The organism is uncultured Phycicoccus sp. (assembly GCF_947495705.1).
Taxonomy (GTDB): domain Bacteria; phylum Actinomycetota; class Actinomycetes; order Actinomycetales; family Dermatophilaceae; genus Phycicoccus.
In genome coordinates, this window is the sequence record NZ_CANLZR010000001.1 from 401447 (window position 1) to 413247 (window position 11801).

Consider the following 11801-nt stretch of genomic DNA (forward strand, 5'->3'; position numbering starts at 1 on the left):
CCTTGACCGGTGTTCACGAGCCTGTCCGACCGCCTGACCGAGACCTTCCGCAACCTGCGGACCAAGGGCCGCCTCAGCGAGTCCGACGTCAACAGGACGGTGCGCGACATCCGTCTCGCGCTCCTCGACGCCGACGTCGCCCTTCCCGTCGTCAAGGCGTTCACCCACAACGTCCGCGAGCGGGCGCTGGGGGCCGAGGTCAGCGAGGCGCTCAACCCGGCCCAGCAGGTCGTCAAGATCGTCAACGAGGAGCTCGTCGGGATCCTCGGTGGCGAGACCCGCAGCATCCGCTTCGCGAAGCAGCCGCCGACGGTCATCATGCTCGCGGGCCTCCAGGGCTCGGGCAAGACGACGCTCGCGGGCAAGCTGGGCTTCTGGCTCAAGCAGCAGGGGCACACCCCGCTGCTCGTCGCGGCCGACCTCCAGCGCCCGAACGCCGTCACCCAGCTCGAGGTCGTGGCGGAGCGCGCCGGCGTCGCGGTCTACGCGCCCGAGCGCGGCAACATCTCGGGTCACGACGTCGTCGGCGGCGACATCGAGGGCACCCGCTCGCACGGCGACCCGGTGGCGGTCTCGCGCGCCGGCATCGCCGAGGCCCGCGCCAAGCAGTACGACGTCGTCATCGTCGACACCGCGGGCCGGCTGGCGGTCGACGAGGCGCTCATGCAGCAGGCCGCCGACATCCGCGAGGCGATCCAGCCCGACGAGGTCCTCTTCGTCATCGACGCGATGATCGGGCAGGCCGCCGTCGAGACGGCCGAGGCGTTCCTCGACGGCGTCGACCTCACCGGCGTCGTGCTCTCCAAGCTCGACGGTGACGCCCGCGGTGGTGCGGCCCTGTCGGTCGCGTCGGTCACGGGCCGCCCGATCATGTTCGCCTCCACCGGGGAGGGCGTGAAGGACTTCGAGGTCTTCCACCCCGACCGGATGGCGTCGCGGATCCTCGACATGGGTGACGTGCTCACCCTCATCGAGCAGGCCGAGAAGGCCTTCGACCGCACCCAGGCGGCCGAGATGGAGCGCAAGTTCCTCGCCGCCGAGGACTTCACCTTCGACGACTTCCTCCAGCAGATGGCCGCCATCAAGAAGATGGGGTCGCTGAAGTCGATCCTCGGGATGATGCCGGGCATGGGCCAGATGAAGGCCCAGCTCGACAACTTCGACGAGCGCGAGTTCGACCGGGTCGAGGCGATGGTCCGATCGATGACCCCCTTCGAGCGCAACCACCCCAAGCAGATCAACGGCTCGCGGCGGGCACGCATCGCCAAGGGCTCCGGCGTCACGACGTCCGAGGTCAACCAGCTCCTCGAGCGGTTCGGCGAGGCGCAGAAGATGATGAAGCAGCTCGCCAAGGGTGGCGGGATGCCGGGGATGCCCGGGATGCCGGGGATGGGGTCCGGCCCCGGCAAGCGCGGCAAGCAGCAGCCGCAGCGCAAGAAGTCGAAGTCGGGCAACCCCGCCAAGCGTGCGGCCGAGGAGCGGGCCGCCTCCCAGAAGGCCGCCGAGCGTCCCGCCGGCTCGAGCTTCGGCGCCGGGGCCCCCGGCCTCGACCCCGCCTCGCTCGACCCGTCCCAGCTCCCTGCCGGCTTCGAGAAGTTCCTGGGCAAGTGAGCGACCCGGCCGCGGACGGGCTGAACACCCTCGCCGTCGGAACCGGCGGGCCGCGGGTCGCGTTCCTGCACGGGCTCTTCGGGCAGGGCCGTAACTGGACCCAGATCGCCAAGACGCTCGCGGGGCCCGACGGTGACAACGCCCGCTGCCTGCTCGTCGACCTGCCCGACCACGGGCGCTCGCCGTGGTCGCAGGAGTTCTCCTTCGAGGGCTACGCGGACGCGGTGGCGGCCACGCTGGCGGCCACGGCACCGGGGGAGCGGTGGGTCCTCGTGGGCCACAGCCTCGGCGGGAAGGTGGCGATGGTCCTCGCCCTCACCCACCCCGACCTGCTCGAGAGCCTCGTCGTCGTCGACATCGCCCCGAAGGACTACGGCGACCTCGACCGGTTCCGCGGCTACATCGACGAGATGCGCTCGCTGCCGCTGGGTGAGGTGACCAGCCGCACCGACGCCGAGGAGCGCTTCGACGAACCCGACCCGGGCGTCAAGGCCTTCCTGCTGCAGAACCTGCGCCGGGCCGGGTCCGGCTGGGCGTGGCAGGCCAACCTCGAGCTCATCCACGCCGACGCCGAGCGGGGCAGCGAGTCGCGCATCGCCGGCTTCCCCGACCTCGGCGGGGCGACCTGGGACGGGTCGGTCGTCTGGCTGGCGGGCGGCGACTCGGGGTACGTGCGCGACGCCGACGTCGCCGACATGCGCGCCCTGTTCCCCCGGACCCGGCTCGTCACCGTCAACGGGGCCCGGCACTGGGTGCACACCGACGCCCCCGAGGTCGTCATCGAGACCCTCCGCCGGGTCCTGCGCACCCCCGCGCCCTGACATTTCGGGGTCACCCCGGAAGGTCAGCGCCGTACCGGTTCGGAGGCCGTGTCTCGCTGACGAACCGGGGTGTCGGGCGTCGGTAGGGTCGGCGCATGGCACAGGTGCTGCACCTCACCGGACCCGTCCTCGTCGGCCGGGAGGAGGAGCGGCCGGAGGCCTGGGTCATCGGCGGCCGACTGACGTTCGAGCGGCCGGCCGGCGACCACGACGTGCAGACCGTCGACGGCTGGGTGCTGCCCGGCCTCGTCGACGCGCACTGCCACGTCGGCCTCGTCGCCACCGGCGCCGCGGACTTCGAGACCGCCGAGGCCCAGGCGGTCACGGACCGGGAGGCCGGCACCCTGCTCATCCGGGACGCCGGCTCGCCCTCGGACACCCGCTGGGTCGACGACCGCGCCGACCTGCCGAAGATCATCCGGGCCGGACGGCACATCGCCCGGCCGCGGCGCTACATCCGGAACTACGCGTGGGAGGTCGAGCCGGAGAACCTCGTCGAGCGGGTCCGGCTCGAGGCCCGAGCCGGCGACGGCTGGGTCAAGCTCGTCGGCGACTGGATCGACCGCGACGCCGGCGACCTCATGCCGTGCTGGCCGGTCGACGTCCTCACCGAGGCGGTCGCGGCGGCCCACGAGGAGGGGGCCCGGGTGACGGCCCACTGCTTCGGGGAGCAGTCGCTGCGCGACTTCGCGGCAGCAGGCACCGACTGCATCGAGCACGCGACCGGCCTGGTCCCCGAGACCGTCGAGGCCTTCGCCGCCCAGGGCATCGCCATCGTCCCCACCCTGGTCAACATCGACACCTTCCCCCAGATCGCGGAGCCGGCCCGCGAGAAGTTCCCCGACTACCACCGGCACATGCTCGACCTGCACGCCCGGCGGTACGAGACCGTCGCCGCCGCGCACGAGGCCGGCGTCCCGGTCTACGTCGGCACCGACGCGGGCGGGTCGCTGCCGCACGGCCTCGCCGCCGAGGAGGTCGAGCGACTCACCCGCTGCGGCTTCAGCGCCGTCGAGGCGATCGACGCGGCGACGTGGGGTGCCCGCGCGTGGCTCGGCCGACCCGGCCTCGAGGAGGGAGCCGACGCCGACCTCGTCGTCTACGCCGCCGACCCCCGCCTCGACGTCGGCGTGCTCGCCTACCCCTCGGAGATCGTGCTGCGCGGCGTCGTCGTCTGAGGCTGCGCGCCTGTCCCGCCGATCGCGGCGAGCTCGACCTCCAGGGCCCGCTCGGCGCGGTGGGCCCGCACCGACCACCCGACCGCGGCGGCCCAGACCAGGCCCAGGGCGGCGTAGACGACCCACCGGGTGCCCTCGGACGCGTCGAGCCAGTCGCTCCTGAGGATGGTCCGCGTGTTCGTCAGCACGATGACGCCCCCCACGGCCGAGCCGAGCACCCGCGGCGGGATGTACCGCACGAGCCAGGCGGCGATCGGCGCCGCCACGAGCCCCCCGGCCAGCAGCGCCGCGACCCACACGGCGTCGATGCCCGCGGAGCCCAGCGCGGCGAGGAAGCCGACGCTCGCTGCGACCGAGACGAGGAACTCGCTGGTGTCGATGGAGCCGATGACCTTGCGGGGTTCGAGCCGCCCGCTGGCGAGGACGGCCGGCGTGCCGATCGGGCCCCAGCCGCCGCCACCGGTCGCGTCGACGAAGCCGGCCACGAGGCCGAGCGGGGTGAGGAACCGGTTGCGGAGCCGCTGCCCGAGCCGGTCGCGGCGGAGGCCCGTGAGGGTGAAACGGACCAGGACGTAGGCGCCGAGGACGAGCAGGATGACCGACATCACGGGCGCGGCGACCGAGGTGTCGAGGCCCGCGAGGAAGGTCGCGCCCACGAAGGCACCGACGGCGCCGGGGATGCCGATCCGCAGGACGACGCCCCAGTCGACGTTCCCGAACCTCCAGTGGGACGCCCCGGACGCGAGGGTCGTGCCGATCTCGGCGAGGTGGACCGTCGCCGACGCGGCGGCGGGGTTCGTCCCGATCGCGAGGAGCAGGCTCGTCGAGGTCACGCCGTAGGCCATGCCCAGGGAGCCGTCGACGAGCTGCGCCCCGAAGCCGACCAGGGCGAGGAGGACGAGCTTGCGCATGAGGACCCCTGACGACCGTGGACGGTGATATCCGACTGATTAGGTAGGAGTTTCGGGGACCGTCATGTCAGAGGTCAACCGGGGCGCACCGCCGTCCCGCATGATGGAAGCCGGGAGGGCCGACAGGAGCCGCCCGCCCGGGCCTCCTCACCCCGGCTCGTCGGCGAGCTCGTCGAGCGTGGGGGTCCACTGGCGCCGGATCATCCGGTGCAGCGGCGTGTGGTGGACGACGAAGATGAGCCCCCGCTGTCGGCGGATGCCGGTCGAGGTCCACTCGGCGTGCACCAGGCTGCCGCCGCCGGGTCGCGGGGTGGCCCGGACGACCCCCTCGCCGCCCCCGCCGTAGCTGGCCTCGGTCACCGTCCAGCTCACCAGCGCCGGGTCGGACCAGTCGTAGCGGGAGACGACCCAGACCGGGGAGCGCGGGCTGCTCTCCTTGGCCTCGGCCCAGTCGGTGCCCAGCCCCCGGAGCTCGTAGGTCGCGGGGTCGAGGGTCCGACGCCAGATGTGGAGCCGTCGGTCGGTGAAGTCGGTGAAGGCCCGCCGCACCTGGTCGGGTGTCGCGCGGGTCTCGAGGTCGAAGCGCACCGGTGCCTCCTCGGGGTCAGGGTTCGGCGGGCAGGGTCATCGCCGGGACCTGCGCGGGCTCGGGTGCCCGCCATCGAGTCGTGCTCGCAGGGCCTCGGCCCCCTCGCCCGAGAGGCGGTCGAGTGCGGCCGGTCGCCCGGTGAGCAGGAGGAGGATCGCGCCCATCGGACCGGAGGCCTCCGAGCCCTCGCCGCGACGCCAGTCGGCGTCGGTGGCCACGAGGGCGATGCCGTCGAGGGGGAGGCGCCGGTTCACGGAGGCGAGCCAGGTCCGCCGCGTGTCCCACCGGCGGGTGCCGGCCTGGGCGCCGGCGTCCGGTCGCATCGCGAGGTCGATGCCGAGCGGCACCGCCATGTCCTGGCTGTGGACGAGCACGTCCGTCAGCTTCTCGAGCGGGGTGACGAAGGCGTTGTGCCGGCGCGACCCGACACCCGCGCGGATCCGGCGGATGATCTCGTCGGTGGTCAGCTCGGCGGCCTGGATGACGGCGGACTCCCGGATCGTCGCGTTGAGGGTGAGGTTGCGCCACATCCTGGGGTGCCGGGCGACGAAGCCGAGCAGGTCCCCGAAGGACTGCTCCTGCAGGGTCAGGTGCGCCGCGACGTGGCGCACCGTCCAGCCATCGCACAGTGAGGGCCGGTCCCACTGGTCGGTGGACAGCGACTCGAGCATCGCGGCGGTGCGGGCGAGCTGCTCGTCGATGCCCTCCCACACGGCGTCCGCCTCCGGCGGTGTCCTCGTTGCCATGGAGTCCTCCTTCTTCACGCGAGAACCGGGGGTCGGGTCCGGGTCCGCTTGAGCTCGTAGAACTGCGGGTACCCGCCGAGGAGCCGGGTGCCGTCGAAGACCCTGAGGGCGTCGTCACCGCGTGGGATCGCGTTGAGGACCGGCCCCGAGAACGCCACGCCGTCCAGGCTCGTGATGGGCGTCCCCACATCGCTACCGACGAGCGCCACCCCGGCTTCGTGGCTGGCGCGCATCGCGCTGTCATGCTCCTCGGTGTCCATCGCGTCGACAAAGCCCGCCGGAAGCCCGGCGCGGGGGAGGGAGTCCCGCAGCGCGTCCCGGTACTCGGCCGCGGTCGGCCGTCGCCACACGTCGAAGACGCAATCGCCGAAGGCGGTGTAGAAGCCGTCGAGCGCCTCCTCGCCGAACCGGGTCGCCACCGCGGTCGCGACGCGGGCGGGGCCCCTGGACTCGACGACCGACCGCCGGTAGCCGGGGGCGAGGTCGGTGCGGTGCTCGTTGAGCAGAAACAGGCTCATCACGTGGTGGCGCACGACGAGCGGCCGCCGCGCGGCCGTCTCGTGCAGCCAGCGGGACGCGGTCCACGAGTAGGGGCAGACCGGGTCGAACCAGAAGTCCACCGTCACCGTCTCCCGCGGATCCATCGCCACTCCCGCTCTAGGATGGTCCTGTTCACGAACTATTATAGTTCGAGTCTGGGACTATGTGAAGGGTGACGATGGCACGAGAGCTCCCGACCAGCCTGCTGATGTTCATCGCCTCCCGCACCGCCTCGAACAGGGTGTTCGAGGCCGTCCGCGCGGCCGGCTTCCACGACGTCACCGTCGCGCAGGCCCGTCTGCTCATGGGCATCGACCCCGACGGCACCCGGCTCAGCGTCCTCGCCGCGCGGGCGCAGGTGGCGAAGCAGACGGCCACCGCCCTCGTGGACAGGCTCGAGCGGACGGGCTACGTCGAACGGGTTGCCGACCCCCTCGACGGGCGCGCCCGCCTCGTCCGGATGACGCCCCGGGCGCTGGCGATCCTGCCGCACGCCCGGGACGAGGAGGAGCGGATCGAGCAGGAGTGGCGAGACCACCTGGGCGCCGACCGGATGACGCTGCTGCGCGGTGCGCTCGAGGATCTGCGCGAGATCACCGACCCCTACGCCTGACCGGGACCGGCGCTCGGCCGGGGCGGGCGTCCGTGTGCCACGATGCGGGCGTGGACATCTCGGCGCGGACCGACTACGCGGTCCGGGCCATGCTCATCCTGGCGGCGGCGCAGAGCGACGGCAGCGGCCCGGTCAGCGTCGAGACCCTGGCCCAGCGGCAGGACCTCCCGCGCAAGTTCCTCGAGGCGATCGCCGCCGACCTGCGCACCGCAGGCCTCGTGACGAGCACCCGAGGGGCCAGAGGCGGCTACGCCCTCGCGCGTCCCGCGTCCGGGACCAGCCTCGGCGACGTCTTCCGTGCGGTCGACGGCCCGCTGGCCGAGGTCCGGGGGCTTCGCCCGCACGAGACCGCGTACGACGGCGTCGCCGAGCACCTGCCGACGGTGTGGGTCGCCGTCCGGGCGGCCCTGCGCGAGGTCCTGGACCGCACGACCCTCGCCGACGTCCTGCGCGGCGACCTCCCGGAGCACGTCCGGCGCCTCGCCGACGAGCCGGACGCCTGGCTCAACCGCTGACCCACCGCCGGGGCGGGGTTCCGGCGGATTCGGCCGCACTGCGCAGGTCTGGCAGAATGGCGGGCTGTACCCGTCCGGTCGAGCCCAGCGCTTGGCACGGACCGGACGCCTACACCGAGCAGTCGGCACCCCGCGCGAACCCGTGCGCGGTCTCGCCGTGCTCATCAGCTGCAAGGAGACCACACCAGTGGCCGTCAAGATCCGTCTCAAGCGCATGGGCAAGATCCATGCACCGTTCTACCGCGTCGTCGTCATGGACTCCCGCACCAAGCGGGACGGCCGGGCGATCGAGGAGATCGGCAAGTACCACCCGACCGAGGACCCCTCGGTCATCCAGATCGACAGCGAGCGCGCGCAGTACTGGCTCGGCAACGGCGCGCAGCCGACCGAGGCCGTCGCCGCCCTCCTGAAGATCACCGGTGACTGGCAGACCTTCAAGGGCGAGCCCGGCACCGAGGGCACCCTGCGGGTCGCCGAGCCGAAGACGCCCAAGAAGGACCTCTACGAGGCCGCGCTCGCCGCCGCCGGCAAGACCTCCACGGACGGCTCCGGCGCCACGACGCCGAAGAAGAAGGCCGCCAAGAAGACCGAGGAGCCCAAGGCCGAGGAGACCCCGGCCGAGGAGCCGAAGGTCGAGGAGGCCAAGGTCGAGGAGCCGAAGGTCGAGGAGGCCAAGGCCGAGGAGACCGTCGAGGCTGCTGCCGAGACCGAGTCCGGCGAGGCCGCTGCCGGCACCGACGCCGACGCAGACAAGGCCTGACCGTGCTCGAGGAGGCTCTCGAGCACCTCGTCACCGGCATCGTCGACCACAAGGACGAGGTCCAGGTCCGGACGCGGGACCGTGGCCGCGGCGAGATCCTCGAGGTGCGCGTGCACCCCGAGGACCTCGGCCGGGTCATCGGCCGCTCCGGCCGGACGGCCAGTGCCCTGCGCACCGTCATGGGTGCGCTGTCGGGGGGCCGCCAGGTCCGCATCGACATCGTCGACACCGACCGGGTCCGCTGACCCGAGTCCACCACGGCGGGGCGTCCCGGGAGCAGACTCCCCGGGCGCCCCGCCGTCGTCGTCCTTGAGGAGGACCCAGTGAGCGAACCCGTCGTCATCGCCCGGATCGGCAAGCCGCACGGGCTGCGCGGCGAGGTCACCGTGCAGCTGCACACCGACCAGCCGGAGCGTCGCTTCGCCGACGGCGCCGTGCTCACCACCCAGGCCGACCCCGGCTCCGGGGTGCCCCGCACGCTCACCCTGCGCTCCACCCGGGTGCACCAGGGCGTCTGGCTCCTCGCGTTCGAGGAGGTCCCCGACCGCACCGGCGCCGAGGGCCTGCGCGGCACCCGCCTCGTCATGGACCCCGACGACGCGGCCGTCGTGGCCGAGGACGACGAGGACGCCTACGCCGAGGCCGACCTCGTCGGCCTCACCGTCGTCGACCCCTCGGGCGCCACGCTGGGAGAGGTGGCCGGGCTCCAGCTGGGCGCCGCCCAGGACCGCCTCGTCGTCCGCCTCACCGACGGCCGCGAAGGGCTCGTGCCGTTCGTCGCGGCCCTCGTGCCCGAGGTCGACGTCGCCGGCGGCCGGGTGGTCCTCGACGCCCCGCCCGGGTTGTTCGACCTCGAGGCCTGAGCGTCGTGCGCCTCGACGTCGTCTCGATCTTCCCCGAGTACCTCGCGCCGCTGGACCTCTCGCTCATCGGCAAGGCGCGGCGCGACGGCGTCCTCGACCTGCACGTGCACGACCTGCGCGACTTCACCCACGACCGCCACCGCACCGTCGACGACAGCCCGTTCGGGGGCGGCGCCGGGATGGTCATGAAGCCCGAGCCGTGGGCCGAGGCGCTCGCCCACGTCACGCGCGCCGGGGCCACCGACGCCGCCCCGGTCCCGCACCTGATCGTGCCCGGCCCGGGAGGTGTCCCGTTCACCCAGGCGATGGCGCACCGGCTGGCCGCCGAGCCCTGGCTCGCGTTCGCGTGCGGACGCTACGAGGGCCTCGACGAGCGGGTGTACGAGCACGCGGCCGAGCGGATGCCGGTCACCGTCGTCTCGCTCGGCGACTACGTGCTCAACGGCGGGGAGGTGGCCGTCCTCGCGATGGTCGAGGCGGTCGGGCGCCTGCTGCCCGGGGTGGTCGGCAACGCCGAGTCGCTCGTCGAGGAGTCGCACGAGGGCGGGCTGCTCGAGTACCCCGTCTACACCCGCCCCGCGTCGTGGGACGACGGCGGCACCGTGCGCGACGTCCCCCCGGTCCTCCTCTCGGGGGACCACGGCGCCATCGAGCGCTGGCGGCACGAGCAGCGGGTGGCGCGGACGGCGGCCCGCCGCCCCGACCTCGCGGCCGCGGCCGCGGCCGTCGCGGGGCTCGACGACCTCGACGTCCGGGTCGCGGCACCGGCCGACGCGGCCGAGCTCGTCGTCCTCCAGCGCGCCTGCTGGGTGCCCGAGCTCATGGTCTCCGGAGGCTGGGCCATCCCGCCCCTGGAGGAGTCCCTCGACGACACGGTGGCCGGGCTCGCCGGATGGACCACCTGGGTGGCCCGGGTGCGCGCCGACGGCGGGGCGCCGGGGCGTCTCGTCGCGTCCGTGCGGGGGCGGGTGCGGCCGGGGGACCCGACGGTCTGGGAGACCGGGCGGCTGATGGTCGCCCCGGACCTCCAGGGGCGCGGGATCGGCCGGGCCCTCCTGGAGCTGGCGGAGGCAGGGGCGCCGCCCTCGGTCTCGACGTACTGGCTCAACACGAGCAGCGCGGTGCCGGCGAACATCCGCCGCTACCGCCGCTCCGGCTACCGCCCGGTCCCCGGGGAGGGCGCCTGGCCCGGCACGGTCGACCTCACCAAACGCCGCCGCCCCTGACCGTCCCGGCCTCGGACGGGGGAGCAACGGCGCGGTCCGGCGGCCGGCGCCGGCTCAGGGCCGCAGCGACTCCCGCAGGTCCGCGGGCAGCAGCAGCCCGCGCCCGATGAGGTCCTCCGCCACGACCGCCGTCACCGTCTGCGCCGCCATGATGCCGACGAGGACGAGGACCTGCGCCGCCGCGGCCTGCGCCGGGGTCCCGCCGCCGAGCAGCACCCCGATGAACGCACCGGGCAGCGTGACGAGCCCCGCCGTCCGCACCTGGTCGAGCCCCGGTACGAGCGCCTCGGGCACCCGCCGGTGGATGACCTCCCCGACCGCCTGGGCGCGGGTGAGGCCGAGCGACAGCGCCGCCTCGTACTGCCCCTGCTCCTCACGCAACGCGGCGAACGCCCGCCGGCACACCAGGGTGTGCCCGTTCATCGTGTTGCCGGTGATGATGCCGACGACGGGGATGAGCGCGATCCCGGTCGGCGGGATGGTGCGCGTCGCGAGGACGACGACCACCACGGGCAGGAGCCCCGCCAGCATCGCGACCGTCGCCCACTGCCACGCCCCGCGCGCCTCGACCCGCCCCGTGGTCGTCACGACCGCGACAGCGAACATCACGCACAGCAGCAGCACCGACAGCAGGACCGAGCGGACCACGACGGTGATGACGACTGCTGCGACCCCCAGCTGCCCGATCGCGCGGGCCATCGCCAGGACCGGCGAGGCCGGCCGGGCGATCCGTCCCGCGACGTAGCCGGCGACCGTCACCCCGAGAAGCAGGACGACGGCCAGGGCGACGGGGAGTCCGGGGTCGATCGTCACCGGTGCAGGATAGGTGGGCCCGGCCCGGTGCGGATTTCGTGGCGGCGCGTCACCTCTGGCAGACTGGGTCGCTGCGTCCCGTCGACGAACGGCCCCCGCCGCAGGGGGAGTGCCCCGGACCCCGGTCCGACCCGGCATGAGGCCCGGCAGGACGCCCCGAACGAACCAGAGCAGCACCGAGATCCGCGGATGACCTGTGGCAGCCCGCGAGAAAGCGACATCCGTCATGCAGCGTTTCGACGACATCGACCTCGCGTCGATGAAGAGCGACATCCCCGACTTCCGCGCCGGCGACACGGTCAACGTGCACGTCAAGGTCGTCGAGGGCACGCGTTCGCGTATCCAGGTCTACAAGGGCGTCGTCATCCGTCGCCACGGCGGTGGCGTCGGCGAGACCTTCACCGTCCGCAAGGTCTCCTTCGGTGTCGGCGTCGAGCGGACCTTCCCGCTGCACACCCCGGTCGTCGACAAGATCGAGGTCGTCACCCGTGGTGACGTCCGCCGCGCGAAGCTGTACTACCTGCGCGACCTGCGCGGCAAGGCCGCCAAGATCCGCGAGAAGCGCGACACCCCCGCGAAGGTCTGACGACCCACCGCGGGCCCCGGGGGGTCCTC

The 11801-nt window shown here is 73.5% G+C and carries 15 protein-coding genes; 10 read left to right on the forward strand and 5 right to left on the reverse strand.

Features of this window, described 5'->3' with window-relative positions:
- The first annotated feature begins 9 nt into the window (after window positions 1-9).
- The 3 genes from ffh to Q0963_RS01985 all read left to right on the forward strand — a co-directional run bounded on the left by ffh (window position 10) and on the right by Q0963_RS01985 (window position 3610).
- A complete protein-coding gene (gene ffh / locus Q0963_RS01975) occupies window positions 10-1611 on the forward strand; it encodes a signal recognition particle protein (RefSeq protein WP_299441695.1) in 1602 nt (533 codons plus the stop codon).
- Window positions 1608-2432: an alpha/beta fold hydrolase gene (locus tag Q0963_RS01980; protein WP_299441698.1), complete on the forward strand. Its 825-nt coding sequence runs from the start codon at window positions 1608-1610 to the stop codon at window positions 2430-2432. The genes ffh and Q0963_RS01980 overlap by 4 nt, the downstream gene beginning before the upstream one ends.
- 95 nt (window positions 2433-2527) lie before the next feature.
- Window positions 2528-3610, forward strand: coding sequence for an amidohydrolase family protein (locus tag Q0963_RS01985; RefSeq protein ID WP_299441701.1), 1083 nt, complete (start codon window positions 2528-2530; stop codon window positions 3608-3610).
- Here Q0963_RS01985 and Q0963_RS01990 read toward each other — a convergent pair.
- The 4 genes from Q0963_RS01990 to Q0963_RS02005 all read right to left on the reverse strand — a co-directional run bounded on the left by Q0963_RS01990 (window position 3571) and on the right by Q0963_RS02005 (window position 6500).
- Entirely contained in the window at window positions 3571-4521 is a 951-nt protein-coding gene (locus Q0963_RS01990; RefSeq protein WP_299441704.1) for a sulfite exporter TauE/SafE family protein, read from the reverse strand. The two genes, Q0963_RS01985 and Q0963_RS01990, sit on opposite strands and share 40 nt — an antisense overlap.
- Window positions 4522-4668: 147 nt before the next feature.
- The gene (locus tag Q0963_RS01995; protein ID WP_299441707.1) at window positions 4669-5109 is read right to left on the reverse strand and encodes a hypothetical protein; all 441 of its coding nucleotides are present in this window, start codon (window positions 5107-5109) and stop codon (window positions 4669-4671) included.
- Window positions 5110-5145: 36 nt separating this feature from the next.
- A complete protein-coding gene (locus Q0963_RS02000; protein WP_299441709.1) occupies window positions 5146-5856 on the reverse strand; it encodes a maleylpyruvate isomerase family mycothiol-dependent enzyme in 711 nt (236 codons plus the stop codon).
- Window positions 5857-5870: 14 nt separating this feature from the next.
- Window positions 5871-6500: a DsbA family protein gene (locus tag Q0963_RS02005; RefSeq protein WP_299441712.1), complete on the reverse strand. Its 630-nt coding sequence runs from the start codon at window positions 6498-6500 to the stop codon at window positions 5871-5873.
- A 74-nt stretch (window positions 6501-6574) separates the two neighbouring features.
- Between Q0963_RS02005 and Q0963_RS02010 the strand changes: the two genes are divergently transcribed.
- From Q0963_RS02010 to trmD, 6 genes are all read left to right on the forward strand, one after another.
- Complete coding sequence (locus Q0963_RS02010; RefSeq protein WP_299441715.1) at window positions 6575-7009, forward strand: MarR family winged helix-turn-helix transcriptional regulator; 435 nt, start codon at window positions 6575-6577, stop codon at window positions 7007-7009.
- 50 nt (window positions 7010-7059) lie between these two features.
- Window positions 7060-7524: an Rrf2 family transcriptional regulator gene (locus Q0963_RS02015; protein WP_299441718.1), complete on the forward strand. Its 465-nt coding sequence runs from the start codon at window positions 7060-7062 to the stop codon at window positions 7522-7524.
- 187 nt (window positions 7525-7711) lie between these two features.
- On the forward strand, window positions 7712-8284 hold the full coding sequence (rpsP, locus tag Q0963_RS02020; protein ID WP_299442452.1) for a 30S ribosomal protein S16: 573 nt from the start codon (window positions 7712-7714) through the stop codon (window positions 8282-8284).
- A gap of 2 nt (window positions 8285-8286) precedes the next feature.
- Window positions 8287-8529 (forward strand): RNA-binding protein, encoded by a 243-nt coding sequence (locus Q0963_RS02025; RefSeq protein ID WP_299441721.1) that lies wholly within the window; start codon window positions 8287-8289, stop codon window positions 8527-8529.
- 78 nt (window positions 8530-8607) lie between these two features.
- Window positions 8608-9147: a ribosome maturation factor RimM gene (gene rimM / locus Q0963_RS02030; protein ID WP_299441724.1), complete on the forward strand. Its 540-nt coding sequence runs from the start codon at window positions 8608-8610 to the stop codon at window positions 9145-9147.
- Window positions 9148-9152: 5 nt separating this feature from the next.
- Window positions 9153-10373: a tRNA (guanosine(37)-N1)-methyltransferase TrmD gene (gene trmD, locus Q0963_RS02035; protein WP_299441727.1), complete on the forward strand. Its 1221-nt coding sequence runs from the start codon at window positions 9153-9155 to the stop codon at window positions 10371-10373.
- Window positions 10374-10427: 54 nt separating this feature from the next.
- Here the strand turns inward: trmD and Q0963_RS02040 are convergent, their stop codons facing one another.
- Complete coding sequence (locus Q0963_RS02040; protein ID WP_299441730.1) at window positions 10428-11186, reverse strand: ABC transporter permease; 759 nt, start codon at window positions 11184-11186, stop codon at window positions 10428-10430.
- Between the two features lie 226 nt (window positions 11187-11412).
- Here Q0963_RS02040 and rplS point away from each other — a divergent pair, with 226 nt between their 5' ends.
- On the forward strand, window positions 11413-11772 hold the full coding sequence (gene rplS, locus Q0963_RS02045) for a 50S ribosomal protein L19 (RefSeq protein WP_299441733.1): 360 nt from the start codon (window positions 11413-11415) through the stop codon (window positions 11770-11772).
- Window positions 11773-11801 lie beyond the last annotated feature (29 nt).

Bases quoted from the DNA above. Each gene is read 5' to 3' on its own strand.
- Q0963_RS02010 (WP_299441715.1), top strand. From the start codon at position 6,575: ATGGCACGAGAGCTCCCGACCAGCCTGCTGATGTTCATCGCCTCCCGC.
- Q0963_RS01990 (WP_299441704.1), bottom strand. From the start codon at position 4,521: ATGCGCAAGCTCGTCCTCCTCGCCCTGGTCGGCTTCGGGGCGCAGCTC.
- Q0963_RS02005 (WP_299441712.1), bottom strand. From the start codon at position 6,500: ATGGATCCGCGGGAGACGGTGACGGTGGACTTCTGGTTCGACCCGGTC.
- Q0963_RS02000 (WP_299441709.1), bottom strand. From the start codon at position 5,856: ATGGCAACGAGGACACCGCCGGAGGCGGACGCCGTGTGGGAGGGCATC.
- Q0963_RS01985 (WP_299441701.1), top strand. From the start codon at position 2,528: ATGGCACAGGTGCTGCACCTCACCGGACCCGTCCTCGTCGGCCGGGAG.
- rplS (WP_299441733.1), top strand. From the start codon at position 11,413: ATGCAGCGTTTCGACGACATCGACCTCGCGTCGATGAAGAGCGACATC.